We start from the raw sequence: 24,791 nt of genomic DNA on the forward strand, positions 1-24,791 counted from the left end.
TGACGACGACGTGACCGTGATCCTCAACGAGGGCGACTCCGCGGGAACCGCCGGCGCCGCCTCTGGCAGCCCCGTCGACGCCGCGCCCGAACCGGGCAAGGCGATGACGCGTGGCCGGCTGGTGCTCATCCGCTTCATGCGCAACAAGCTGGCGCTGGTCGGCCTGGCCATCATCGTGGCGATGTACCTGCTCGCGTTCCTCGGGCCGCTGCTGACGCAGTGGTCCTACGAGGACCGCGACTACACCGCGTTCCTGCAGCCGCCCTACGCCGACCACATCTTCGGCACCGACAAGATCGGCACGGACATGTTCGCGCTCACCATGCGCGGACTGCAGAAGTCGCTGATCATCGGTCTGCTGGTGGCGCTGATCTCGACGACGGTGGCAGCCATCGTCGGCGCGGCGGCCGGCTACTTCCTCGGTGTCGCCGACAAGGCGCTCATGTGGGTGGTCGACCTGCTGCTCGTGTTGCCGTCCTTCCTGATCATCGCCATCCTCAGCCCGTGGTTCCGTGGCAAGTCGTGGTGGCTGCTCGTGCTCATGCTGGCGGCGTTCCAGTGGATGATCACCGCGCGCATCGTGCGCGGTATGACGCTGACGCTGAAAGAGCGCGAGTTCGTGAAGGCTGCCCGGTTCATGGGGCAGCCGGCACGGACGATCATCGCCAAGCACATCGTCCCCAACATGGCGTCGCTGCTGATCATCGACGCCACCATCAACGTCGGCTCCGCCGTGCTCGCCGAGACCGGCCTGAGCTACTTCGGTTTCGGCGTGCAGTCGCCCGACGTCTCACTCGGCACGCTGATCGGCGGCAACGCCGAGTCCGCGACGACCTTCCCGTGGCTGTTCCTGTTCCCGGCGGGCTTCCTCGTCGTGTTCGTGCTGGCGGTGAACTGGGTCGGCGACGGTCTGCGTGACGCGCTCGACCCCACCTCCACGCGCGTGCGCAAGCGGGAGAAGAAGGACACCAAGGAGAAGGCCGCCTGATGACCAGTTCGGAGATCCTGTTCGACTCGCCGGCCGACCCGGTGGTCGAAGGACCGGTTCTGCAGGTCGAAGACCTCCACGTGTCCTTCCCCAGCGAGGCGGGCCGCGTGCAGGCCGTGCGCGGGCTGAGCTACCAGGTCTCGCCCGGCGAGGTCCTCGGCATCGTCGGCGAGTCCGGTTCGGGCAAGTCGGTGTCGTCGCTCGCGGTCATGGGCCTGCTGCCCTCGTCCGCGCGCATCACCGGCTCCATCAAGTTCCAGGGCCGTGAGCTCATCGGCCGCACCGACACGGAGCTGTCGAAGATCCGCGGCCGGCGCATCTCGATGGTGTTCCAGGACCCGCTGTCCGCGCTGACGCCGGTCTACACCGTCGGCGACCAGATCGCCGAGGCGATCCTGGTGCACCGCGGCGGCGCCGTCTCGAAGCAGGCCGCCAACAAGCGCGCGGTCGAGCTGCTCGACCTCGTCGGCATCCCGAACGCCGCCGAACGCGCCAAAGCGTTCCCGCACGAGTTCTCCGGCGGCATGCGGCAGCGCGCGGTGATCGCCATGGCGATCACCAACGACCCCGACCTGATCATCGCCGACGAGCCGACCACCGCGCTCGACGTGACGGTGCAGGCCCAGGTGCTGCAGCTGCTCGAGACCGCGCAGGAGGTCACCGGCGCGGGCATCGTGATCATCACCCACGACCTCGGCGTCGTCGCCGGGTTCGCGGACCGGCTGATGGTCATGTACGCGGGCCGCGCCGTGGAGACCGGCAAGGTCGACGAGATCTACCAGCAGCCGCGCATGCCGTACACGCTCGGCCTGCTCGGCTCGATCCCGCGCCTCGACGTCGGCGAGAAGCAGCCGCTCGTCCCGATCACCGGCCAGCCACCGTCGCTCACGGACCTTCCTCCGGGATGCCCGTTCGCGCCGCGCTGCCCGATGGTCGTCGACGCCTGCCACACCGCGGAACCGCCGCTGATCGAGGTGGACGGCTCGGCCGAGCACCACGCCGCGTGCATCCGCACAGGTGAGATCGCCGCGACCGACGCCGAGGGTGCCGAGGCGGCCGCCGAGATCTTCGGTGCCGAGGTCGTCGAGGAGGCCGAGATCGCCAAGGTGCCGCGCGAGCAGCGTGACACCGTGCTGGAGCTCGACCACCTGGTCAAGGAGTACCCGATCAACAAGGGCGTGGTGTTCAAGCGCCGCGTCGGCACCGTGCACGCCGTGGCCGGCATCTCGTTCGACATCCGCGAGGGCGAGACCCTCGGCCTCGTCGGCGAGTCGGGCTGCGGCAAGACCACGACGCTGATGGAGATCCTCGGCCTGCAGAAGCCGATGGCCGGCGAGATCTCCGTGCTCGGCACGAACGTGTCCTCTTTGGACTCCAAGCGCCGCAAGGCGATCCGCCGCGACATGTCGGTCGTGTTCCAGGACCCGATGGCGTCGCTCGACCCGCGCCTGACGATCAACGACGTGATCGCCGAGCCGATGCAGGTGCACGGCTACGGCAAGGACGAGATCAACCGGCGCGTGCCGGAGCTGATGCGTCTCGTCGGCCTGCGCCCGGAGCAGCTCTCCCGGTATCCGGGCGAGTTCTCCGGCGGTCAGCGGCAGCGCATCGGCATCGCGCGGGCGCTCGCGCTGGAACCGAAGCTCGTCGTGCTCGACGAGCCGGTGTCCGCGCTCGACGTCTCCATCCAGGCGGGTGTCATCAACCTGCTGGAGGAGCTGAAGGCCAAGCTCGGCCTCGCGTACCTGTTCGTGGCCCACGACCTGTCGGTGGTGCGCCACATCGCGGACCGCGTGGCCGTGATGTACCTGGGGAAGATCATCGAGATCGGCGAGGTGGACTCGGTGTTCGACGCGCCGCGCCACCCGTACACGCAGGCACTGCTGTCGGCGATCCCGATTCCCGACCCCGTCAAGGAACGCCAGCGGGAGAGGATTCTCCTGACCGGCGATCTGCCGAGCCCGGCGAACCCGCCGTCCGGCTGCCGGTTCCGCACCCGGTGCTTCCTGCACGCCTCGCTGCCTCCCGAGAAGCAGCGCACGTGCATCGAGCTGGAACCGCCGCGCGAGGTGCAGGCCCCCGACCACGAGGCCGCCTGCCACTTCGCCCAGATCCGTCAGGTCCTCTGAGTCTCAGATGACCTGCGAGCACGAAGGAACAGTGTCCCCGGCAACTGGTGTCCGGGCACGAGGGAGGTTCACGACAGTGAGTCGACGTACCAAGGTGGGAGTGACCGCGCTGGTCGCGGTCGCCCTCACGCTTACCGCGTGTGGGGGGCCCAGCAAGACGGACTCCGGGCTCAAGGGCGCGGACAACGCGGTGGGTCAGGCGGACATCAACCCGCAGGACGCGTCCAAGGTCAAGGACGGCGGCGAGTTCCGCTGGCCGGTTGACCAGCTGCCGGACAACTGGAACTACAACCAGCTCGACGGCACCAACGCCGACGGCCGGCGCATGATCGACACGATGATCCCGAACCTGTACCGGCAGAAGGCCGACTCCACGATCGAGATCAACAAGGACTACCTCGAGGACGCGAAGGTCGCCTCCACCGACCCGCAGGTCCTCGAGTTCAAGATCAACCCGAAGGCCAAGTGGTCGGACGGCACCCAGCTGTCGTGGCAGGACTTCGAGGGCATGTGGAAGGCCCTCAACGGCACCGACAAGACCTTCGAGGTCGCCGGCACCACCGGCTACGAGGACATCGAGAAGGTCGAGAAGGGCGCGACCGACCAGGACGTCAAGGTCATGTTCAAGAAGAAGTTCGCCGAGTGGAAGGGCCTCTTCTCGCCCCTCTACCCGAAGGCCGCCTACGCGACGGCCGAGGAGTTCAACAAGGGCTGGGCCGACGCCCCGAAGATCACCGCCGGTCCGTTCAAGATCGGCACGATCGACCGCACCGGCAAGGTCGTCACCGTCGTCCGTGACGACGCGTGGTGGGGCCAGAAGCCGAAGCTGGACAAGATCACGTTCCGTCAGGTCGACCGTCCCGCTGTCGCGGACGCGCTCGCCAACGGCCAGATCGACTTCTTCGACATCGGCTCGAGCGTCGACAACTTCGCCAAGGCGAAGACCATGCAGGGTGTCACCATCCGTCAGGCGATCTCGCCCGACTACTCGCACATCACGTTCAACGGCGCGGACACCTCGATCCTCAAGGACCCGAAGCTCCGCGTCGCGCTGATGCGCGGCATCGACACCAAGACCATCACGCGCGCGCTGCTCGGCCAGATGCTCAAGGGCGACGCGCAGGTCACGGGTAACCACTTCTTCCTGCTGGGCACGAAGGAGTACAAGGACAACTCGTCCATCGCGTCGTTCGACAAGGAAGCCGCGAAGAAGCAGCTCGACGAGCTGGGCTGGAAGCTCGAGGGTGAGACCCGGAAGAAGGACGGCAAGGAGCTCGTCGTCCGCTACGTCATCCCGACGCCGAACCCCGTTTCCGACCAGATCGCGAAGCTCGTGCAGTCGCAGCTGAAGGAGGTCGGCGCCAAGGTCGACATCCAGGCCGTTCCGTCGACCGACTTCTTCAAGCAGTTCGTGAACGTCGGCAACTTCGACATGACCGGCTTCCGCTGGCTGGCCTCGGCCACGCCGATCTCGGACGGCAAGGGCATCTACTACCTCGACCCGAACAGCACCAACCAGAACTACGGTCGCATCGGTTCCGAAGAGGTCAACAAGCTGCTCGACCAGGCGAACGGTGAGCTCGACGACACCAAGCGCGCCGAGCTCGCGAACGAGGCCGACAAGAAGATCTGGGAGCTGGGCCACCAGCTGCCGCTCTACCAGCTGCCCGGCGCGGTCGCGGTGAAGAGCAACGTGGCGAACTTCGGTGCCGTCGCGTACGCGAACCGCCCGTACGACTACATCAACATGGGCTTCACCCAGTGACGTGTAGTTAGCTGTTGAACGGCCCGGCGGGTCTTCCCGCCGGGCCGTTCGCTTCTGTTTGGAGCTTGTCTTGTTGCGTTCCCGGGTTCGTGCGCTGCGCCATGGTGTTCTTGCCACGGCGGTCGTGTTGTTCGTCTGCTTCGTCGTCGCGCTGTTCTCGTGGCTGTCCTATTCGGACGACCGCGATCTGTTGTCCTCCATGACTTCGCGCGAGGTCGGCAACGTCGTCTCGTTCGCCGACGGCGCTGTGGAGGTGCGGTGGCCGACCGGGTCCGCTCGTGTTCCCCACGAGAACGGCGACCGGATCGTGGGCAGGCAGACGCAGGTGGCGTTCGATCCCGCGCACCCCGATCGCGCGGTGATTCCCGGCGCGGACCTGTTGCTGGAGACCGATCGCGCGCTGGGTGGCGTGACGTTCTCGATCGCGGTGGCGTTGCTGGTGGTGCTCGCCGGTCTGGTGCGGGGGTTCCTGGCCGTCCGGTCCGCGCGTGCCGAACCGGTCACCGTGTCCGTGCGGCGGATCCGGTTGCAGTCGGGGCTGATGGTGCGGTCGTGGCTGGAGATCGACGGCCCGGCCGAGCGGTGGCTGCCTGTCTACTACGACCCGGTGCTCGTGACGCTGCCGTCGCCCGTCGACGTCGAGCTGCGCGGCGGCCGGGTCGCCGTGGTGGACGGCGCGACGATCTACCCGTCGGGCCGGCCGGTGCACAAGCACCCGCGCGGCAGGCGGATCGACAACCCCGTGCAGCCCGACCCGGAGACGCGGGCTCCCCGCGGCCTGACGGCTCAGCTGCGGGTGGACGCGGTGTTCGTCGTGCCCGCGCCGATCGTGGGCCTGTTCTGGGCTTACCTGGACGGCAGCGGTTTCACGGGCTGGATCACGGCGACGGTGATCGCCGCCGCGCTGGGCCTGTGGTGGGGCGCGTTCCGCGGTTCCGACCCGTCGTAATGCTTTGGACCGGTTGAGCGACCTCCTTCCGTAGGAGGCCGCTATGACCGACGTGACTCTGCGCGTCCACGAGGACGGGGCCGACGACGAGCGCATCGAGCAGCTCACCGCCTTCCTGCGGTCCGAGCTGCGGGAACTGGCCCCTGTCTCCAGCGTTCCCGGTGAGGCTCCCGAGGGCGCCAAGGTCCTCGACGTGGCCGAGCTCGGCACCATCCTCACCACCGTCTCGCAGTCCACGGTCCTGGCCGCGCTGATCAACGCCGTGTCCTCGTGGCTGGGCCAGCGCCGCGAGCGGTCCGTGACCGTGGCAGCCGACGGCGACGAGCTGGAACTGACCGGCGCCCCCACGGAAGCCGAGCGCGCTCGAGCCGCGGAGTGGCTGGAAAGACGCCGTCCCAAGCGCTACGCGTTGATCATCGCGAGCTACGAGTTCACCGACCCCGGCCTCTCCGCCCTGCGCGCCCCGGCCCACGACGCCGCCCGCCTCGGTGAGGTCCTGGCCGACCCGCGCATCGGCGGCTTCGACGTGCGCACCCTGATCAACACCTCCGCCCCCGAGGTGAACGAGGCCGTCGAGGACTTCTTCGCCGACCGCGAGCCGGACGACCTCCTGGTCCTGCACTTCTCCGGCCACGGCGTGAAGGACGAGGCGGGCGAGCTGCACTTCGCCACCTCCGGCACCAGGCTCAACCGCCTCGCGGGCACCGCGGTCTCCGCCGATTTCGTGGCCCGCCGCATGAACCGCTCACGCTCCCGCCGCATCGTCCTGCTGCTCGACTGCTGCTACTCCGGCGCGTTCGGCAGGGGCATGGTCGCCCGCGCCGGCGGCTCCGTGGGCCTGGAGGAACAGTTCGGCGGCAGCGGCAGGGCCGTGATCACGGCTTCGTCGTCCATGGAGTACGCGTTCGAGGGCGCCGCGGTGGCCGACTCCTCCGAGGGCGAGCCGTCGGTCTTCACCTCGGCCCTGGTGGAGGGCCTGGAGTCCGGCGACGCCGACCGCGACCAGGACGGCCACGTCGGCCTGGACGAGCTCTACGAGTACGTCTACGACAGGGTCCGCCGCGTCACCCCGCACCAGACTCCGGGCAAGTGGATGCTCGACGTGCGCGGTGACCTGCGCATCGCCCGCCGTGCCCGTCCGGTCTCGGTACCCGCCGCGCTGCCCTCCGACCTGCAGGAAGCCATCGACCACACACTGCCGGGCGTGCGGGCCGGCGCGATTCCCTCGCTGGTCCGGATGCTGTCGGTGGCACACGAGGGCCGGGTGCTTGCGGCGCGGCTGGCGTTGCGGCGGCTGGCGGAGGACGACAGCCGGATGGTGGCGACGGCGGCGGCGAAGGCCCTGGAGGAGCGGACGCGGCCTGGCAGTTCCGGCGTTCCCGCGCCGACCTCGCTGATCGCCTCGCGGGAGAGCGCCGCTCCCGATGCGGCCAAGGCTCGCGCAGGCGTCCCCTCCGATCGGGAACCCCCGCGTTCCACGGTACTCAGTGGGTCTGACACCCCGGCGAGCGCCGATCGAGCGGGCGGCGGTGGTCAGGCGGACCGGCCTGACGAACGAGACACCGGACGCGGGCGGTCTGGGCTCACCGCGTCGGGTGCCGGCTCGGCCACGCAGGGACTGAGCGCCGCACGGGTACCGGACTCCGCGACCAGGCCCGCCGCCACGCCGCCGAGCCTCAAGACCGCTGTGCCGCGCCTGACCGCCGGCCTGGCGCTGGTGCTCCTCGTAGCCGGTCTCATGGCAGTCTCCGGCGGACTGCTGGCTCACCTGAGCGACACCACTCCCAGCACCGCGCTGTTCGGCACGCTCTGGCCGTGGGCGCTGGTCGCGGCGATGTTCGTCCTGACCTGCCGCGACCACCCGTGGGTGCCCGGCGCGGCCCTCGGCCTGCTGGCGGGCACGACCGGCCTGCTCGGCGGCAGCGGCGGGAACTACCCGTGGTTCCTGCTGGGCATGGCCGCGGTGATCATCGCCGTCGCCTGCCAGACCAGCCCCGCGTGGCTGGCAGCCGCGGGAGCCGTGCTCGGCGCGGCAGGACTCCTCCTGGTCGCGGACTCGGCGGACACCCTGGAAACGATCAACGGTGACGCCGAGGACGTCGCGTTCCTCGTCCTCGCGGTAGGACTCCTGGGCCTGGCGGGATACCGCGTGTGGCGCGAACGAGCGTGGGTCAGCGCGATCGCACCGGCCCTTCTGCTGCTCGACGCGATCCTCACCCTGACAGGCGGCGTCCCGCTGTACGTCACCCACGCCGGTTTCGCCGGCCTCATCGCGGTGCCGCTGATCGCCACACTGACCAGCGGCACCGCCAGGTTCGCCGGCTACGTCACCGTCGCGGCCGGACTGCTGGTGCGCGCCAACGAGTACGTGTCCGCCAGCGAACCCTCGTTCACCAGCGTCGCCCACGTGACCCTGCCCCTGGCCGCGGCGTTGGTCGCCTACTTCTCGCGTTCGCGCTGAGCCTTGCGCCGCTTGCCCTCGTGCATCGCGACCACCCGCGCGACCGGGATGCCGTGCCCTTCGGTGACCAGGTCGTCCGGCAGCCGCTGCGGCTCGGGCATGAGCTCGCTCCACGGGTCGCCGTCGAACCGCGTCCTGACGGTGAAGTCGGCCGGGGTGACGTCGGCGAGCGAGTCCCACGGCACCGGGAACGAGATCGGCAGGCCTTCCCGCAGCCGCGGGCTGTAGGCGGCGACGACCGTGGCACCCCACGCCCGCGTCGAGTCGAGGAACACCTTCCCGTCCCGGTCGGCCCGGATGTAGGCGGTCGTGGCGAGCGACGGATCGAGCTTCTCCGCCCGTGCCGCCACCGCCCGCGTCGCCGCGGCCACGTCGTCCGGATCGTGCTTCTCCAGCGGCACGAAGATGTGCACACCCTTGGCACCGCTGGTCTTCACCGCGCCCTGAAGGCCCGCCTGAGCGAGCGCCTCGCGGATCAGGAACGCCGACCCGGCCACGACGTCGAAACCGGCACCCTCCGGCGGGTCGATGTCGAGCACCATGTGCGTCTGGTGGTCGTCCCCAAAATGATCCTTGAGGAACAACGGCACGTGGTACTCGACCGCGCGCTGGTTCGCGAACCACATCAGCGTCTGCTTGTCGTCGCACAACGCGTACTTGATCTGACGGTGCGACGTCTCCGCCCAGACGTCGACGGTCTTGACGAACGAGGGCGTGTACTTGGGGACGTTCTTCTGCATGAACGGCTCCTGGCCGCGCAGGATCCGCCACACCGACAGCGGCCGTCCCGCGAGCACGGGCACGAACCGGTCGGCGACGAAGTCCAGGTACTCCACCAGGTCGCCCTTGACCGTGCCACCGAAGAGCGGCTGGTCGAGACTGGAGAACTTCACCTGGTCACTGCTCATCGGGAACCTCGAGTTCGTCTCTGGCGGCCCACTCCAGCAGCGGTTCGATCGACCACACCGCGTCGTCGATGCCGGCGTGCAGGTCTCCCAGTTCGGCGTAGCGCTTCGGCACGGTGGCGATGGTGAACTCGCGCGGGTCGACGTCCGGGATCTCGTCCCACCGGATCGGCGTCGACACCGTGGCCTCGGCGACACCGCGCACCGAGTAGGCGCTGGCGATCGTCCGGTCACGCGTGTTCTGGTTGTAGTCGACGAAAACGAGCGAAGGATCCCGGTCCTTGCGCCACCACGTGGTCTCCACGTCGTCCGGTGCCCGGCGTTCGACCTCGTGCGCGAACGCCAAAGCCGCCTTGCGCACGTCCTGGAACCCGTAGTCGGGCTTGATCCGCACGTAGACGTGCAGGCCCTTGCTGCCCGACGTCTTCGGGAACCCGACCGCGCCGAGCTCCGCGAGCACCTCCTCGACCACCAGAGCCACCCTGCGCACCCTGTCGAACGGGCACGTCGGGCCGGGATCGAGGTCGATGCGCCACTCGTCGGGTTTCTCGGTGTCGGCGGCACGGGAGTTCCACGGGTGGAACTCCACAGTGGACATCTGCACGGCCCAGATCACGTCGGCGATGTGCGTGACGCAGAGTTCGTCCGCATGGCGGTTGTAGCGCGGAAAATGCACCCGCACGGTCCGCACCCACGGCGGCGCGCCGTGCGGAAGTCTTTTCTGGTGCACTTTCTCGCCGGTCACGCCCTCAGGGAAGCGGTGCAGCATGCACGGCCGTTCCCGCAGCGCGCGGACGATTCCGTCGCCGACGGACAGGTAGTAGTTCGCGAGATCCAGTTTCGTCTCGCCGCGCGCGGGAAAGTAGACGCGGTCGGGGTTGGAGATCCGCACGACGCGGTCCTCCACCTCTAGCTCCACAGCCGGGGACTTGCCCATGCCGCCACGCTAGCCGTTTCCAGGCGTTTCCTCAGCCCGAACGGTGTCTGCATCGACGCCGCGGTGCCCACGCCCGGTGCCGGCCTCGGCAGGACCGCAGGTCAGAGCCTCTGCTCGAGGACATTCGCTCGTTGGCCGACCGGGTCGCCCCGTTGCTGACCCGCGCCCGGGCGCGCGGGTGCTCTCACGTGTCCACCCTGATCGGTGACGCCGGCCGGAAGGCTTCCGCGAACGGGGCCGGCAACGTCGTGATGTCCTTTGTGGACGGTTCCCTGAGGGTCGGCGTCACGCCTGATGTCGCAACAGAGATCCATCTGCCTGTGATTCGCAGCCGCTGTAGTTTGCGGGTGTGGATCTTTTTTCGCTTTCTCTGGGGGAACTGCTCACCACCGTCGGTGAGCTCACGGACGACGACTTCGAACGGCCGTCCGGTTGCGCGGGCTGGCTGGTGCGGGATCTGGTGTGCCACCTCGTCATCGACGCGCAGGACGTGCTGATCACGCTGGTCACGCCCACCGCGGATCCCGTGACGCACGACTCCGTGACCTACTGGAAGGTCGCGCACGAGCCTTCTGACGATCCGCTGGCGGCGCTGACCGTCCGGCTCGCCGCCGCGTACGGCGAGCCGCGGCTGCTGAAGTTCCACGTCGACGACGTGGGCCAGGCCGCGGTGCGGGCCGCCCAGCTCGCCGATCCGACGCTCAAGGTCAGCACCCGGGGCATGGTGCTGGGCACGGCCGGCTACCTGGGCGCCTACGTCTGGGAGTGGACGCTGCACCACCTCGACCTGGTCATGCACCTGCCGGACGCGGCCGGTCCGCCTGCGGAGACGCTGGCCCGGTGTCGCGAGATGCTGGAGCAGCTCGCCGGTGGTTTCCCGGCTTCGTGGTCGGACGAGGACGTGCTGCTGGTTGGAACAGGACGGCGCGCCCCGACCGAAGCGGAGCGCGCAGAACTCGGAGACCTCGCGATCCCGTTCGTCCTGGGCTGAGAACTGCCGGGCGTCGAAACCCTGACCACGGCCTACTGGGACTCGTCCTCGAGGCGCGCCTTCTCCGCGAGCCGTGCCTCCTCGGCACGGAACTCCTTGTAGGTCTCTCGCTCGCGCACCAGCCAGTCCGGGTTCTCTTCCTTGATCGCGTTGATCTGGTCGGTGGTGAGCGCCTCGGTGATGCCGGCACGCACCAGGCCGCTGGTCGAGATGCCGAGCTTCTGCGCGATCAGCTGCTTGGGGTGCGGGCCGTTGCGGCGCAGCTCCCGCAGCCACTCCGGCGGGTTGGCCTGCAGCTCGTTGAGCTCGTCGCGCGACACGAGACCCGCACGGAACTCCTCGGGCGTGGCCTCGAGGTACACGCCCAGCTTCTTGGCGGCGGTGGCGGGCTTCATGGTCTGCTGCGACTTCATGGCACAAAGAGTAACCGCAGCGTCCGGTAGCCTCAGCACGTGACCGGATCGTTCACGCTCGCGTACGTCCCAGGTGTGACGCCGGGCAAGTGGGCACGGGTTTGGCAGGAACGCCTGCCGGAGACCTCGCTGACCCTCGTACAGGTGACCGCCGCCGAAGCCGCTGGGAAAGTGCGGTCCGGTGAGGCCGACGCCGCGCTGCTCAGACTGCCCGGCGACCGCGAGGGCCTGCACGCGATCCCGCTCTACACCGAGACCACCGTTGTCGTCTTCCCCAAGGACCACGAGTTCGCGGCCGCCGACGAACTGTCCCTTCAGGACCTGAAGGAGCACGTCCTGTGGCAGCCGCTCGACGACACGCTGGAGTGGGACGAACCGCCGGGGCAGCCGCCGGTCGAGCGTCCGGAGACCACCGCGGACGCGATCGAGATCGTGGCCGCCGGTGTCGGGCTGCTGGTCGTGCCGCAGTCGCTGGCGAGGCTGCACCACCGCAAGGACCTGAAGTACGTGCCGCTGAGCGACGCGCCGCAGTCACGGGTGGCGCTGTCGTTCCCGAACTGCGACGAGAACCCCGAGCTGGTCGAGCACATGATCGGCATCGTCCGCGGCCGCACGGTCAACAGCACCCGCGGACCGCAGCAGGAGCCGGCCAGGAAACAGCAGCAGCAGCAGCGACGGAACCCCGCACCCCGGCAGCAGAAACAGCCGGCCAGGCGCGCGAAACCCCGCCGCGGTCGTTAGTGCGGTCGTGCACGGTGATCGTCTGACTCCGTCGTACCCGAACCGCTGTTCTTCCAGCGGCAACACCGCGTAGCCGGGAAGACGCCGGGTTTGCCACGGCCCTGCCGATTCACCGCAGACGTGCGAAAGAGGGGAGGGATCGTGCTCTTCGACGTCGGTCGCCTGCTGCACGAGGAGTTCCTCCCCGTCTACCGCGCCGCCGCCGACACCGACGGGTGGGAGGACATGGCCGTGTCCGTCGCGCACCGCGCCGGCTCGCGCCTCGCTTCGGCGAAGATCTCCATCGCGCACATGGTGATGGCGCTGCGGTCGACCGACAGGTTGCTGACCGAGGCCATGCTGGACGACGGCGGTGACGCCCGTGCGCTCGCCGCTGCCGGTACCGCTTTGGCCGCCGAGCTGATGTCCGCGTTCTGCGCCGGGGACGACGGGCTGGCGGACGCGGTGCTCGCCGGAAGCGCGCCCGACGGCGCGGCCGCGTTCTACACAGTCGTCTCGGTGCGCGGCGCCTTGCCAATCCGGGTGGTAAGCGCTTTCCGTGACCGTGGGCCAGTGCTTCTGGCGACATCCGGGCACCTTCTGCTGCCCGCCGCCGAAGCGGCGGCACTGTCGTTGTGCCTGGACGTGCAGAAGGAGTTCGGCGGTGAGGTGTGGTTCTCCGTCGCGGAACGGCCTGTCGCGCGCATGGCGTTGGCGCGCAGGGAAGCCGACGAGATCGATGCGCTGGTCGCGTCACTCGGCCGTCCACCCGGGGTGTACCGGATCGACGACGTGCTGCTCGAGAGCGCCGTGATGGAGACCCCGGAGGCGCGCGACGAGCTCGGGAAGGTCCTCGCGCCGTTGCTGGCCAACCCCGTTCTCGTCGAGACGGTCCTCGCCTTGCTCGAAGCGGACGGCAACCGGGCGGTGGCTGCCAAGAAGCTGTTCATCCACCGCAGCACGATCGACTACCGGTCGTGGCAGATCGAGCAGCTCACCGGACTGTCCCCCGTCAACCCTCGCGACCTCGCCGTTCTCGGCACTGCGATCGGTATGGGCGGCGAACGTTAAGGCTGTCCCAAGCCATCTGTGCCAACTGTCGACAGTTGCCTACCGTCCTGGTGTGACACCGCAAGCACTCCAGGGAGGCGACGCGTGACCACCGTGGTGGACAGCCGACTGCTCAACGACGTGCTGCGTGACATCCTCAGCCCGTTCGACCTGCCTCCCGTGGAGGACGTGGCCACCCGCCGTCAGCTCGCCAGGGCACTGCTTTCCGGTCGCGACAACGGGTTCGAGGGCCTCGCACTGGCCTACGCGGTGGTCGCGTTCAGCGCGTCCACTGAGGACGGTGTGGCCGAAGTGCTCGCGGCCGTGCGGGACAACGCCGACGTGCTCGTGCTCGACGGCACTCGCGGCGGCTACCTCTTGCTGCCGTGCGCTCAGGACCAGCACGCCGGACTGGCCAGGGAACTGCACGACCGCGTCGGCGGCGAGGTGTGGATGGCGGTCGCGTGGGCTCCCCGGCGCGACCTCGCCTCCGCCCGTGCGACGGCGGCGGACGTGCTGCGGATCGCCAACGGCCGTGCGCCGGGCGTCTACGAGCTGCGCCACGTGTTGGCGGACTTCGCGGTGCTGCGCCAGCCGCACGTCTCCGAGCGGCTGGCCCGCATGATCGAACCAGTGGTGGCGCAGCAGCCGCTGCTGGACGCGTTGCGGGCGTTCATCTCCGAGGACGGCAACCGGGCGGCGGCGGCGCGGCGGCTGGACATCCACCGCAGCACGCTCGACCACCGCCTGCGGCTGGTTGAACGGCTCACCGGCCACCGCCCGGCCTCACCGCGCGCGCTGCTGACGCTGAGCGTCGCGCTGACCGCCCACTCGTGCCCGGAAGTGCCGCTGCCTCACTGACTCCGCGCACTGATCTGCTCGCGGAGCCGGTCCTCCTGCGCCTTCTGCTCGTCCGTCATGACGTCCTCGAACGCCTCGGCGCCGTGGACCTGCCGGATCTCGACCTCGCCGCTCTGGAACGGCGCCTTCTTGAGCCACTCCACGGCGTCCTGCAGCGAGGGCAGCTCCCAGATCCAGAACCCGGCGATCAGTTCCTTGGTCTCGGCGAACGGGCCGTCGATGACCGTCGTCGCGCCCTTGGCGTCGAACGCGACCCGCGCGCCCTTGGAGCTCGGGTAGAGGCCGTCGCCCGCGAGCATCACACCGGCCTTCACCAGCTCCTCGTTGTAGTTGCCCATCGCGGTCAGCTCCTCGGCCGTGGGCATCTGGCCGTTCTCGGACTCGGGGGACGCCTTGACGATGACCATGAACCGCATCTCGATCTCCTCGTGTCTGGTGTGTCCGTGCGTTTCTACCGACGCGTCGATTGGGGCTCCCGGCTTTCGACGAGCTTGACCGAATTGTGACCGGCGTCACGCGGCTACGCTGGCCGCATGCGCGAAGACGTCGACTGGATCCTCGAGAACTGCCAGGTCTGGGCCATCGTCGGGCTCGCGGACAACCCGTCCCGCGCGGCCCACGGCGTGGCCAGGTTCCTGCAGCAACGCGGCAAGAAGATCGTGCCGGTGCACCCGTCCGCCGAGACCGTGCACGGCGAGCAGGGCTACCCGACGCTCTCGGACATCCCGTTCCCCGTCGACGTCGTGGACGTGTTCCGCCGCTCGCAGGACGCCGGCCGGTTCGCGGACGAGGCGGTGTCGATCGGCGCGAAGGCGGTGTGGTTCCAGCTCGGAGTGGTGGATCCCGAGGCGTACGAACGGACCAAGGCCGCCGGGCTGCGGATGGTCATGGATGTCTGTCCCGCGATCGAGTGGCGCTCCGGTTGACCAAGTAGCTAGTCTGCGGCGTGAGGTTCCCGGACACCTGGGGGTACTGGGGACACCAAGCCTGGGGGGCTTTGTTTCGCATGCTCGTCGACATCAACGTGCTGCAGCCCGCGGACTCGCCGCGACTCGGTGGCTGCAGCGAGGAGTTCGTTCGTTCGCTGGCGTCCTCCGGTGCCGCGCTCGCGCCGATCGTGGTGCACCGGGGTTCCATGAGAGTCGTCGACGGAGCGCACCGCCTGCGGGCGGCCGCGCTGCGCGGGGAGAGATCCGTCGAGGTCGAGTACGTCGACGGACCGGCGGAGGACGTGTTCGTCCTGTCCGTCTCCCTCAACGTCGCGACGTTGTCCACCGCTGACCGCGAGGCCGCCGCCCGGCGCCTGCTGCGGTCGCGCCCGCAGTGGTCCGACCGGGCCATCGCGGCGTCCACCGGCCTCGCCGCCAAGTCCGTCGGGGTGCTGCGGCGCGCCGTGGGTGGCCGCGCCGCCAACCGGGTGGGGCGCGACGGCAAGGTCCGGCCGGTCAACTCGGCCGCCGGGCGGCGGCTGGCCGGAGAGATGATCGAGGCACAACCATCGGCGTCGTTGCGGGACATCGCCCGCGCGGCCGGGGTGTCGCCGGGGACCGTCCGGGACGTCCGGCGGCGGCTCAGCGCCGGGCTGGATCCCGTGCCGGAACGGATGCGGGCCGCCGAGCAGGCCGAGGTCGAGGTCCCGGCGGCACGGACCGAGGTGCGGGCACCGGGCGCGACCCTGCCGATCCTGCGGCGCGATCCGTCGTTGCGGTTCAACGAACACGGGCGGCTGGTGCTGCGGTGGCTGGAGGCGCACGCGGTGTCCTCCGGGGAGTGGGCCGCGGTCGTGGACGGGGTTCCGTCGCACTGCCGCGAGCTCGTCGCGGACATGGCGCGCGGCTGCGCCGAGGTGTGGGCCCAGATGGCAGAAGCCCTGGAACAGGAAAGCCGGCGCACCGCCTGAGCCGCTAGTCGCCGAAGAGGATCTCGCTGATCTCGCCGGCCACCTCGCGGCCCGCCGCGGGACGCAAGCGGGACAACAGCTTGCTGAACGCCGTCAGGTCGACGTGCACGGTCGCCGACTGCACCTGGCGGATGTCGTCCAGCAGCCCGACGACGAGCTCGCACGCGTGGTCCACGTCGCCCGCCGCGGCGTGGGCCAGCGCGCGGCGCAGGCCGAAACGGGTGCGGGCGCGCAACGCGGTCGGCGAGATCAGCGGGACCTGCTTGTCCAGGATGGCGGCAGCCTCGGCGTGGCGGCCGAGATCGTGGAACGACCACGCCCGGACGATCGCCACCTGGTCGACGAGACTCCTTGAGCCGTAAGGGGATTCGCCGGCCGCACGCTGGAGCTCGTCCGCGCGGTCCAGCGCGTCCTCACAGAGGGAGGAAGCGCCCGCGAGAGCGAAGCCCAGGGCTTCGCGTTGCGCGGCAGCGGCTTGCACGGCGGTGGAGCGGGACCTGCCCGCGCGGCGGGCGTAGTCGACGGTCGCGCGCGCGTCTCCCCGGTACAGCGCGAACTCGGAGGCGCGGACCAGCGCCCAGGACTCCAGCTCCCGGTCACCGCCCTTCGCGGCGTACAGCACCGCGCGCCTGGTCAGTTCGGCGGCGGAGGCGTCGTTGCTGCGTTCCTGCTCCATCCAGCCCGCGTACTCGGCGTACCGGGCGGCCAGCAGCCACAGCGCGCGGCCCAGGCCGGGGTCGTCGGCGGAACGGGCCAGGGAGTCCAGGGCGTCCACCTGGGGGCGCAGGCTCGCGAGCACCACCCGGGGGCTCAGCCGGTGGCCCAGCGCGCGATGGTTGTCGAACATCGCGTCGTAGGTGAGCAGAGTGGCGTGGTCGCTCGGGATCGGCCGGGCCGGGGCGTCGGCCAGCTCGATCAGGCGGCCGTCCGCCCGCAGCGCGTCGTCGAAGATCCGCGCCATCTCCTGGCTGGGCTGGACCTGACCGTTCTCGATCTTGCTGAGGTGACCTTTGCTGTACGGCACGAGGCCGGTCATCCTGCTGAGCGAGAGTCCGCGCTCGTTGCGCAGGCGGCGAACCTCCTGTGCGAACGTGGGCGACAACGGTTTCACCCCCTCCCGGACAGTGTGCCGGGTTCAAACACGGGGATACCGAATGTCCACGATTTGGCCGTTGATTGACGATCAACTGGGGCTAACTGAAGCGGTTGTCGATGGTTCCATGTGAGTCATGGTGATGATGCGCTCCGACGAGGCGGCCGGCGTGGTGATGGTCTGGCAGCGCCTGGCGACCAACGTGGTCCACAAGTCCCGGATCCCGTGGTTCGAGGTGCACACCGACGACGTCGTGGCGCCGGATGGCGGACACTGCACCTACTCCCACGTCGTGGCGCCGGGTTCGGTCACCGTCCTCGCACTCCAGGACGACGATCACGTCGTGCTGACCAGACAATGGATCTACACGCACGGCGGCACCGAATGGCGGCTGCCCGGCGGCGCCGTCGACGACACGGACCCCGATCCGCTGGCCGCCGCACGACGCGAGCTCGCCGAGGAGACGGGGCTGAGCGCCGAGAAGTGGGAACAGCTGGGCGAGATCCACGGTGCCGACGCCCTGAGCAACCACGTCGACCACATCTTCCTCGCCACCGGCCTCACTCAGGGCGAACCCGATCTCGGTCCCGGTGAGGCCGACCTGCGCGTGCGGACCCTGCCGTTCCACCACGCGCTCGACCTCGTCCAGCGCGGCATGCTGCCGCACGCCGGCAGTTCGCACGCATTGCTCGTGATGGCGTTGCGCCGCACGGTCCAGAAATAACAACACCGGGGTTTCCTGATTTCGGAGGAAACAGGAAACCCGTTCTCATCCGACTGGCGGAAAGCCACTCTTGGTGCATCGGCGAGAACCTCAGCCGAAAGCCAGTCAGAATGAGAAGGTGAATTTCTCGATGAGAATGATCTGCTCACTCGCCGCCGTCGTGAAGGTTGCCGCGATCTGCCTGTTCGTGGGATTCGTCGTCGGCAGTTTCCTCACGGTCTCGGTGATCTGACCCGGCTTCGGACTGCGGTTCTCCCTGATTGACAAAGGGAGGTGTCAGCCGTGGAACCGCATTTCATGATCTGAACGTGCCCAGCTAGACGCGTGGTGTCCACTGAACGCCGTAGCCGCGGCCCTGACGGGGGTGCGGGAACGACACGTCGATCTCGCCGATCTCGTCGATGGGCAGCTTCTTCGGCCAAGGAGTCAGGTCGTCGGTGTCGCGCGCCAGGGCCTCCTCGACGCGCCACACCGAGTCCGGCAGGTCGTCCCGGTCGAACCGAACGCGCAACCGGAACGACTCGCACATCCGCTCCGGCCAGAACACGTAGGTCGGACGCATCGACTGTCCTCGCGGCACTTTGACCTCGAGCGCGAACTGGTGTGTTTGTCCTGCGTTGAGGGGTCGGGGCAAGCGCAGCTTCATCAGGAAGCGCCGCGGGGACGGCCGTTCGTGACCGATGAGCTCCACCCCGTGCAACACCTCCACGTCCACGTCGCCAGGAGCGCCGTCGGGCGTGGGGGAGGGGATCGTGATGGACCACGCGATCTCGTTGACACCATCGGTGTCGGCCACGACGGTCCGGCGTTCCGTGCACGCGGGCGTCGGACCGTCCAGTTTGAGCAGCGCGTCGAACTCCTTGACGTGCCAGAGTTCCGACGGCGTCACGTGCGCCGTCGACGGTGCCGGCTGCAGTGCCACCTCCACCAGGCGCTGCAGCCCGGCTTCCATCCTCCTGCGCACCGTGCGCGCGCCGCGGTCCTGTTGCTTCGCGAGCCACTCGATGCGTTCGTTGAGGAACCGGAACTGCGCTTCCTCGTGCAGTCCGAGCGGCGCCAGAACGGCGTTGCGGACCTCCGCCGGGAAAGCGCGGACCGCGTTCGTGACCCAGTCGCGCAGTTTCGTTCGCACGGCTTCCGCGCCGTCGGTCTCCACGATGCCGCACACCTGGCGCAGCGCGGGCCCGACGTGCAAGTCGATTCCCGGAGTATGCACCCCGCGCCCCCGGCACAACGTGCGCAGTTCTTCCATCAGCTGCTCAGGTGAGACAGACATCCGTCCTCCGCGCGGAAATGCTTTGCCGGGCATGTCGGGCATACCTGCTCCGACGTTACTCCGGATGCACCATCCGGGTGAACGTGAATATCGGCGGTCAAAGGGATTGTTCTACACCCTCGTCAAGATGATCACCGCCGTTCGACTGATGTTCTGACCTGGCCCTTCACGGTAACGTGCTGGTCACGGGCGGTGACTCCCTCCGGTCACCGCCGACCCTGCCGATGTGGAGGTTCGATTCGTGCTGCGCACAATTTTATCGGCCATATCCGCGTTCGCGCTGATCAGCGGCGTCCCCGCCGTCGCTGCCCCGGCGGAGAGCGCTTACCTGCTTCAGTTCCGCACGACCCTGAACGACGCCCAGCGCCACCAGCTCAAGGGCCTCGGCGTGCGGCTCGGCGCGTTCGTGCAGGACGGCACCTACGTCGCCCGCATGACGAGCACATCGCGCGTCTCGCGGCTGAGCTACGTCCGCGAGGTGCGCCCGTTCCAGGCCCAGCCGCAGATCATCGCGCTGGGCGGCGCCGCGGACTACCTGATCACGCTGGCCGAGCAGGACACGCGCGACCAGCAGACCGTCGCGGCCAAGGTGAAGTCCCTGGGCGGCAAGGTGAACGTGATCTCGGCGAGCCGTGAGCACATCATGGCGACGCTGGACGCCGGTCAGGCGGCGCAGGTCGCGAAGCTGCCTGCCGTGATCGCCATCGACCCGGTGTCCGCTCCGGAGACCGACATGGCGATCTCGCGGGAGTCGTCCGGTGCCAACCACATCGAGGCCGCGGGCGGCTACCGCGGCCGGGGTGTGCGGGGCGAGGTGATGGACGGCGGCCTGCGCACCACGCACCAGGAGTTCCGCGCCCGGCCGCCGTTGATGCACACCGGCAACTCGACGAGCACCTCGCACGGCACCTCGACGTACGGGCAGATCTTCGCGTCCGGCGTCTCGTCCGCGCACCGCGGCCTGCTGCCCGAGGCGCAGGGCATCTTCGCGGTCTACAACTCGGGCGACCGGTACGCGCACACCAAGCAGCTCGTCGACCCGGCCGGCCAGTACAGGGCCGTGTTCCAGAGCAACAGCTGGGGCAGCTCGCTCACCACGTCGTACAACTCGATCTCCCAGGAGATGGACCGGATCGTCTTCGACCACGACATCCTGATCTGCCAGTCGCAGAGCAACGCGGGCACCCGCAGCTCGCGCCCGCAGGCGTGGGCGAAGAACGTGCTGTCGGTCGGTGGCCACTACCACTACAACACCATCGGACGCGGGGACGACAAGTGGAACGGCGGCGCGTCGATCGGCCCCGCTGCCGACGGCCGCATCAAGCCGGAGCTCTCGAACTACTACGACCGCATCGACACCACGACGTCCACCAACGACGCCGCCTACACCACGTCGTTCGGCGGCACCTCCGGCGCCACGCCGATCACCTGCGGCAACGCCGGTCTGATGTTCCAGATGTGGGCGGACGGCGTGTTCGACGGCGGTCCCGGCAAGGGACGTGACGTGTTCGCGTCCCGCCCGCACGCGGCGACCGCGAAGGCGTTGCTGATCAACACCGCCAACCAGCACACGTTCGTCGGCACCGCGCATGACCAGACGCGCACGCACCAGGGGTGGGGCACCGCGTCCGTCCGCAACCTGTACGACCGTGCGCGTGCGGGTGGCTGGAAGCTGCCGGTGCTCGTGAACGAGACCGACCTCCTCACGACCGGTCAGTCGCGCAAGTACACCTTCACGTCCAACGGCCAGACGCCGCTTCGCGCGACGCTGGCGTACACGGACCCGGCCGGTTCGCCGACCGCGGCCAAGGCGACCGTCAACGACCTGACGTTGAAGGTCACCTCCCCCAGCGGCACCGTCTACTGGGGCAACAACGGTCTGCTGGCCGGCAACTTCTCCACGTCGGGTGGCGCCGCGAACACCGTCGACACCGTGGAGAACGTGCTCCTCTCGACGACCGCCGCGGGCACCTGGACGATCGAGGTGATCGCGACTGCCGTCAACGTGGACGGTCACGTCGAGACGGCCGCGACCGACGCCGACTACGCGCTGGTCGTGTCGTAGGGGTCACTCGAACCGGGACGGGTCACCCGCGCCGTAGCGGATGATCTCGGCCTCGCCGCTGGAGAAGTCCACCACCGTGGTGGGCGTGGTGCCGCACTCCCCGGAGTCGAGCACCGCGTCCACCTGGTGGTCCAGCCGTTCCTTGATCTCCCAGCCCTGCACGAGCGGCTCCGCCTCGTCCGGCAGCAGCAGCGTGGACGTGAGCAGCGGCTCGCCCATCGCCTCGAGCAGCGCCTGCGTCACCACGTGGTCCGGGATGCGCGCGCCCACCGTCTTCTTCTTCGCGTGCATCATGCGGCGCGGCACCTCCTTCGTCGCAGGCAGGATGAACGTGTAGTTGCCCGGCGTGGAGGCCTTGATCGCGCGGAAGACCGCGTTGTCCACCACCACGAACTGGCCGAGCTGGGCGAAGTTCTCGCACATCAGCGTGAAGTGGTGCTTGTCGTCCAGCTTGCGGATCTCGCGGATCCGGTCGATGCCGTCCTTGTTGCCCAGACGGCAGCCGAGCGCGTAGCAGGAGTCCGTGGGGTACGCGATCAGGCCGTCCTCCTGCAAGATCCGCACAGCCTGGTCGATGGCGCGCTTCTGCGGGTTCACCGGATGAACGTCGAGGTACTTGGCCATGCGGGGCAGGATAGGCCGATCAAGGTTTGAGCAGCACTTTGACCATGCCGTCGGCTTTCTTCTGGAACGTCTCGTACGCCTTGGGCGCGTCCTCGAGCGGCAGGCGGTGCGTGGCGAAGCCGTCCACACCCAGCGGATCGGAGTCCGTGAGCAGCGGCAGGATGTCCGGGACCCAGCGCCACACGTTGGCCTGACCCATCCGCAGCTGCAGCTGCTTGTCGAACATGGTCAGCATCGGCAGCGGGTCGGCCATGCCGCCGTACACACCGACGATCGAGATCGTGCCGCCGCGCCGGACCATGTCGATCGCGCTGTAGAGGGCCCTGAGACGGTCCACGCCCGCTTCCTTCATGAACTTCTGGGCCATCGCGTCCGGCAGCAGCCCGGTGAGCTGCTGGGCGATCTTGGCCGCCGGCGCGCCGTGGGCCTCCATGCCGACCGCGTCGATCACCGCGTCCGGGCCTCGGCCGGTGGTGATGTCCCTGACGACCTCGGTGAGGCGCTTGCCGGCGCCGCGCAGGTCGATCGTCTCCGTGCCGCGTGCCTTGGCGCGGGCGAGGCGTTCCGGGACGAGGTCGATGCCGATGACCCTGGCTCCCCGGTGCCGGGCGATGCGGCAGGCCATGTCGCCGATGGGCCCGAGACCCAGCACGGCGACGATGCTTCCTTCCCGGACGTTCGCGTACTCGACGGCCTGCCACGCGGTCGGCAGCACGTCGGACAGGTAGACGAACCTGTCGTCCGGCGGCCCGTCCGGAACCTTGATCGGCAGCGTGTTGCCGAACGGCACCCTCAGGTACTCGGCCTGCCCGCCGGGAACCTGGCCGTAGAGCTTCGTGTACCCGAAGAGCGCGGCGCCCGACCCGTGCTCGCGCACCTGCGTGGTCTCGCACTGGCTCTGCAGCCCCTGGTTGCACATCACGCAGTTGTTGCACGAGACGTTGAACGGGATCACCACCCGGTCGCCGGGTTTGAGCTGCGTGACCGCCGCGCCGACCTCCTCGACGACGCCCATCGGCTCGTGCCCGAGGATGTCGCCCTCGGTGAGGAACGGCCCCAGCACCTCGTACAGGTGCAGGTCCGACCCGCAGATACCGCTGGACGTGACCTTCACGATGACGTCCTCGGGCTCCTTGAGCGCGGGGTCGGGCACGCTGTCGACCCGGACGTCGCGTTTGCCGTGCCAAGTGACTGCCTTCATGCCCAGTGGCGTTCCCCGTCGCCGCACGTTGATAACCTGGGGGGACTTTCTTTCCCCGGTTTTGGAGACCCTCAGCGATGCTCGACCGTGCCGTCGTCGACGCCCTGTTCCCCTCGGACCTGCCCGAGCCGTCCTTCTGGGAGGAGCAGTACCCGCCGCGACAGCTTCCGGAGGGCGCGAAGGTCACGCGCCTGGGCCCGTCGCCGACCGGCTTCCTGCACATCGGCGGCCTGTACGTCGGCATGATCGACCGCGACGTCGCGTCCCAGTCCGGCGGCGCCTACATCGTGCGCGTCGAGGACACCGACCAGGCGCGTGAGGTCCCCGGCGCCGTCGACCAGTTCAACCGCGCGTTCGCCTACTTCGGCATCGAGCCCGACGAGGCGGACTCCGTGGGTTCGTACGGCCCGTACCACCAGTCGCAGCGCGAGCAGATCTACCTGACCTACGTGCGCGAGCTGCTGCGTCAGGACAAGGCGTACCTCTGCTTCGCCACGAAGGAGGAGCTGGCGGACATCACCGCGCGCCAGCAGGCCACCAAGCTCCCCACCGGCTACTACGGCCGCTGGGCGATCTGGCGTGACAAGACGGCCGAGGAAGTCCAGGAGGCCCTCGACGCCGGCCGCCCGTACGTCGTCCGGTTCCGCTCGCCGGGCAAGGCGGGGGAGCGCACGTCGTTCACCGACGCGATCCGCGGCCAGCTGGAGCACGAGGCCAACCGCAACGACGTCGTGATCCTGAAGGCGTCCGACCAGTCGCCGCGCCTGCCCACGTACCACTTCGCGCACGCCGTCGACGACCACCTGATGCGCGTGAACCTGGTGATCCGCGGCGAGGAGTGGATCTCCTCCGTCCCCACCCACCTGCAGCTCTTCGACGCCCTGGGCTTCGAGCGCGTCGAGTACGCCCACATCGCGCCGCTGATGAAGCAGCAGGGCGGCTCCCGCCGCAAGCTCTCCAAGCGCAAGGACCCCGAGGCGTCCGTCGAGTACTTCATCGAGGCGGGCTACCCGGCCGAGGCCGTGAAGTTCTACATGCGCGGCCTGGTGAACGCCCGCCTGGCGGACCTGCCGCTGTCCGAGGCACTGGAGGCGCCGATCTCGCTGTCCGAGTGCGGTGTCGCCGGTCCGCTGGTCGACCTGGTGAAGCTCGAGGACATCGCCGCCGACCACGTGGCCACCCTGTCCGGTCCCGAGATCATCGAACGCATCTCGGCGTGGGCGTCGACCTACGACCCGGCGCTCGTGTCCGTGCTGTCCGACGAGCGCGACTCCGCCCTCGCCGCCCTGCAGGTCGAGCGCGGCCCGGAGGTGGCGAACCCGCGCAAGGACCTCCGCAAGTGGTCGGACTTCCGCGCGGCCTACGGGTTCTTCTTCCCGTCGCTGTTCGAGCTGGTGACCGACCGCACCGACGAGCGGCTGGGCGGCCTGTCGCCCGAGCTGATCTCCGCGTTCGCCGCCGACTTCGCCGACGGCTACGCGGACCTCGAAGACGGCCAGGAGTGGTTCGGCCAGATCCGCGAGCTCGCGGGCAAGCACGGCTTCGCGCCGAACCCCAAGGAGTTCAAGAAGAACCCGGACGCCTACCCCGGCTCGATCAAGGAGGCGGCGCAGCTGATCCGCGTCGCCCTCACCGGCTCGAACCGCAGCCCGGACCTGCACGCCATCGCGCGCACGCTGGGCAAGGACGAGGTGCTGCGCCGGGTGCGCGCCCTGGCCGGCTAGTCCCCTCGAATCGGC

22 protein-coding genes are annotated in these 24,791 nt (G+C 69.1%); 14 read left to right on the plus strand and 8 right to left on the minus strand.

Translation table 11 applies throughout. From position 1 onward, the window contains the following. Window positions 1-10: 10 nt before the first annotated feature. The 5 genes from C8D87_RS22065 (at window position 11) to C8D87_RS22085 (ending at window position 8,292) form a co-directional block, all read left to right on the plus strand. The gene (locus C8D87_RS22065; protein WP_211337474.1) at window positions 11-988 is read left to right on the plus strand and encodes an ABC transporter permease; all 978 of its coding nucleotides are present in this window, start codon (window positions 11-13) and stop codon (window positions 986-988) included. Beyond that, on the plus strand, window positions 988-3,117 hold the full coding sequence (locus tag C8D87_RS22070) for an ABC transporter ATP-binding protein (protein WP_112228166.1): 2,130 nt from the start codon (window positions 988-990) through the stop codon (window positions 3,115-3,117). The genes C8D87_RS22065 and C8D87_RS22070 overlap by 1 nt, the downstream gene beginning before the upstream one ends. Window positions 3,118-3,193: 76 nt before the next feature. After that, window positions 3,194-4,882: an ABC transporter family substrate-binding protein gene (locus tag C8D87_RS22075; RefSeq protein ID WP_233442231.1), complete on the plus strand. Its 1,689-nt coding sequence runs from the start codon at window positions 3,194-3,196 to the stop codon at window positions 4,880-4,882. A gap of 124 nt (window positions 4,883-5,006) precedes the next feature. Further along, window positions 5,007-5,831 (plus strand): hypothetical protein, encoded by an 825-nt coding sequence (locus C8D87_RS22080; protein WP_109638579.1) that lies wholly within the window; start codon window positions 5,007-5,009, stop codon window positions 5,829-5,831. Window positions 5,832-5,874: 43 nt separating this feature from the next. After that, window positions 5,875-8,292, plus strand: a complete 2,418-nt coding sequence (locus C8D87_RS22085; protein WP_112228168.1) for a caspase family protein — start codon at window positions 5,875-5,877, stop codon at window positions 8,290-8,292. Here C8D87_RS22085 and C8D87_RS22090 read toward each other — a convergent pair. Together C8D87_RS22090 and ligD are read right to left on the minus strand one after the other, a co-directional pair. After that, window positions 8,271-9,200 (minus strand): DNA polymerase domain-containing protein, encoded by a 930-nt coding sequence (locus C8D87_RS22090; protein ID WP_109638581.1) that lies wholly within the window; start codon window positions 9,198-9,200, stop codon window positions 8,271-8,273. The two genes, C8D87_RS22085 and C8D87_RS22090, sit on opposite strands and share 22 nt — an antisense overlap. Then, the gene (ligD, locus tag C8D87_RS22095) at window positions 9,190-10,134 is read right to left on the minus strand and encodes a non-homologous end-joining DNA ligase (protein ID WP_112228169.1); all 945 of its coding nucleotides are present in this window, start codon (window positions 10,132-10,134) and stop codon (window positions 9,190-9,192) included. Before ligD ends, C8D87_RS22090 begins: the two co-directional genes overlap by 11 nt. Before the next feature lie 349 nt (window positions 10,135-10,483). Between ligD and C8D87_RS22100 the strand changes: the two genes are divergently transcribed. Further along, window positions 10,484-11,125, plus strand: a complete 642-nt coding sequence (locus tag C8D87_RS22100; RefSeq protein ID WP_112228170.1) for a maleylpyruvate isomerase N-terminal domain-containing protein — start codon at window positions 10,484-10,486, stop codon at window positions 11,123-11,125. Between the two features lie 32 nt (window positions 11,126-11,157). Here C8D87_RS22100 and C8D87_RS22105 read toward each other — a convergent pair whose 3' ends face one another. Continuing rightward, complete coding sequence (locus C8D87_RS22105) at window positions 11,158-11,520, minus strand: DUF5997 family protein (protein WP_215732438.1); 363 nt, start codon at window positions 11,518-11,520, stop codon at window positions 11,158-11,160. Window positions 11,521-11,577: 57 nt separating this feature from the next. Here C8D87_RS22105 and C8D87_RS22110 point away from each other — a divergent pair, with 57 nt between their 5' ends. The 3 genes from C8D87_RS22110 (at window position 11,578) to C8D87_RS22120 (ending at window position 14,169) form a co-directional block, all read left to right on the plus strand. Further along, window positions 11,578-12,279 carry a LysR family transcriptional regulator substrate-binding protein gene (locus tag C8D87_RS22110; protein ID WP_112228172.1) on the plus strand — a complete coding sequence of 234 codons (702 nt, stop codon included), beginning with the start codon at window positions 11,578-11,580 and terminating at the stop codon, window positions 12,277-12,279. Window positions 12,280-12,420: 141 nt separating this feature from the next. Continuing rightward, on the plus strand, window positions 12,421-13,329 hold the full coding sequence (locus tag C8D87_RS22115; RefSeq protein WP_112228173.1) for a PucR family transcriptional regulator: 909 nt from the start codon (window positions 12,421-12,423) through the stop codon (window positions 13,327-13,329). A gap of 84 nt (window positions 13,330-13,413) precedes the next feature. After that, window positions 13,414-14,169 (plus strand): PucR family transcriptional regulator, encoded by a 756-nt coding sequence (locus C8D87_RS22120; RefSeq protein WP_112228174.1) that lies wholly within the window; start codon window positions 13,414-13,416, stop codon window positions 14,167-14,169. Here C8D87_RS22120 and C8D87_RS22125 read toward each other — a convergent pair. Then, window positions 14,163-14,585 (minus strand): YciI family protein, encoded by a 423-nt coding sequence (locus tag C8D87_RS22125; RefSeq protein ID WP_109638588.1) that lies wholly within the window; start codon window positions 14,583-14,585, stop codon window positions 14,163-14,165. The genes C8D87_RS22120 and C8D87_RS22125 overlap by 7 nt on opposite strands. Before the next feature lie 117 nt (window positions 14,586-14,702). Here C8D87_RS22125 and C8D87_RS22130 point away from each other — a divergent pair, with 117 nt between their 5' ends. Both C8D87_RS22130 and C8D87_RS22135 read left to right on the plus strand, forming a co-directional pair. Next, window positions 14,703-15,095, plus strand: a complete 393-nt coding sequence (locus C8D87_RS22130) for a CoA-binding protein (RefSeq protein ID WP_112228175.1) — start codon at window positions 14,703-14,705, stop codon at window positions 15,093-15,095. A gap of 80 nt (window positions 15,096-15,175) precedes the next feature. Beyond that, a complete protein-coding gene (locus tag C8D87_RS22135; protein ID WP_112228176.1) occupies window positions 15,176-16,069 on the plus strand; it encodes a ParB/RepB/Spo0J family partition protein in 894 nt (297 codons plus the stop codon). Between the two features lie 4 nt (window positions 16,070-16,073). Here the strand turns inward: C8D87_RS22135 and C8D87_RS22140 are convergent, their stop codons facing one another. Beyond that, window positions 16,074-17,171 (minus strand): helix-turn-helix transcriptional regulator, encoded by a 1,098-nt coding sequence (locus C8D87_RS22140; protein ID WP_170155073.1) that lies wholly within the window; start codon window positions 17,169-17,171, stop codon window positions 16,074-16,076. Window positions 17,172-17,298: 127 nt separating this feature from the next. Between C8D87_RS22140 and C8D87_RS22145 the strand changes: the two genes are divergently transcribed. Then, window positions 17,299-17,886: an NUDIX domain-containing protein gene (locus C8D87_RS22145; protein WP_233439836.1), complete on the plus strand. Its 588-nt coding sequence runs from the start codon at window positions 17,299-17,301 to the stop codon at window positions 17,884-17,886. A 316-nt stretch (window positions 17,887-18,202) separates the two neighbouring features. On the opposite strand, the gene C8D87_RS22150 is transcribed toward C8D87_RS22145, so the two are convergent. Then, window positions 18,203-19,162, minus strand: a complete 960-nt coding sequence (locus C8D87_RS22150; protein WP_146771824.1) for a hypothetical protein — start codon at window positions 19,160-19,162, stop codon at window positions 18,203-18,205. A 226-nt stretch (window positions 19,163-19,388) separates the two neighbouring features. Between C8D87_RS22150 and C8D87_RS22155 the strand changes: the two genes are divergently transcribed. Then, entirely contained in the window at window positions 19,389-21,227 is a 1,839-nt protein-coding gene (locus tag C8D87_RS22155; protein WP_112228178.1) for a S8 family serine peptidase, read from the plus strand. 3 nt (window positions 21,228-21,230) lie between these two features. Here C8D87_RS22155 and C8D87_RS22160 read toward each other — a convergent pair whose 3' ends face one another. Next, window positions 21,231-21,851, minus strand: coding sequence for an L-threonylcarbamoyladenylate synthase (locus C8D87_RS22160; RefSeq protein WP_109638594.1), 621 nt, complete (start codon window positions 21,849-21,851; stop codon window positions 21,231-21,233). Window positions 21,852-21,870: 19 nt separating this feature from the next. Then, window positions 21,871-23,052 carry a zinc-dependent alcohol dehydrogenase gene (locus tag C8D87_RS22165; protein ID WP_112228179.1) on the minus strand — a complete coding sequence of 394 codons (1,182 nt, stop codon included), beginning with the start codon at window positions 23,050-23,052 and terminating at the stop codon, window positions 21,871-21,873. A 77-nt stretch (window positions 23,053-23,129) separates the two neighbouring features. Between C8D87_RS22165 and C8D87_RS22170 the strand changes: the two genes are divergently transcribed. Further along, window positions 23,130-24,776 carry a glutamate--tRNA ligase gene (locus tag C8D87_RS22170; RefSeq protein ID WP_112228180.1) on the plus strand — a complete coding sequence of 549 codons (1,647 nt, stop codon included), beginning with the start codon at window positions 23,130-23,132 and terminating at the stop codon, window positions 24,774-24,776. The last annotated feature ends 15 nt before the right edge of the window (window positions 24,777-24,791 follow it).

It is taken from the genome of Lentzea atacamensis, from assembly GCF_003269295.1.
GTDB classification, from domain to species: Bacteria; Actinomycetota; Actinomycetes; order Mycobacteriales; family Pseudonocardiaceae; genus Lentzea; species Lentzea atacamensis.

Bases quoted from the DNA above. Each gene is read 5' to 3' on its own strand.
- C8D87_RS22125 (WP_109638588.1), bottom strand. From the start codon at position 14,585: ATGCGGTTCATGGTCATCGTCAAGGCGTCCCCCGAGTCCGAGAACGGC.
- C8D87_RS22150 (WP_146771824.1), bottom strand. From the start codon at position 19,162: ATGTCTGTCTCACCTGAGCAGCTGATGGAAGAACTGCGCACGTTGTGC.
- C8D87_RS22165 (WP_112228179.1), bottom strand. From the start codon at position 23,052: ATGAAGGCAGTCACTTGGCACGGCAAACGCGACGTCCGGGTCGACAGC.
- C8D87_RS22090 (WP_109638581.1), bottom strand. From the start codon at position 9,200: ATGAGCAGTGACCAGGTGAAGTTCTCCAGTCTCGACCAGCCGCTCTTC.
- C8D87_RS22160 (WP_109638594.1), bottom strand. From the start codon at position 21,851: ATGGCCAAGTACCTCGACGTTCATCCGGTGAACCCGCAGAAGCGCGCC.
- C8D87_RS22130 (WP_112228175.1), top strand. From the start codon at position 14,703: ATGCGCGAAGACGTCGACTGGATCCTCGAGAACTGCCAGGTCTGGGCC.
- C8D87_RS22170 (WP_112228180.1), top strand. From the start codon at position 23,130: ATGCTCGACCGTGCCGTCGTCGACGCCCTGTTCCCCTCGGACCTGCCC.
- C8D87_RS22070 (WP_112228166.1), top strand. From the start codon at position 988: ATGACCAGTTCGGAGATCCTGTTCGACTCGCCGGCCGACCCGGTGGTC.
- C8D87_RS22105 (WP_215732438.1), bottom strand. From the start codon at position 11,520: ATGAAGCCCGCCACCGCCGCCAAGAAGCTGGGCGTGTACCTCGAGGCC.
- C8D87_RS22135 (WP_112228176.1), top strand. From the start codon at position 15,176: ATGCTCGTCGACATCAACGTGCTGCAGCCCGCGGACTCGCCGCGACTC.
- C8D87_RS22145 (WP_233439836.1), top strand. From the start codon at position 17,299: ATGGTGATGATGCGCTCCGACGAGGCGGCCGGCGTGGTGATGGTCTGG.
- ligD (WP_112228169.1), bottom strand. From the start codon at position 10,134: ATGGGCAAGTCCCCGGCTGTGGAGCTAGAGGTGGAGGACCGCGTCGTG.
- C8D87_RS22085 (WP_112228168.1), top strand. From the start codon at position 5,875: ATGACCGACGTGACTCTGCGCGTCCACGAGGACGGGGCCGACGACGAG.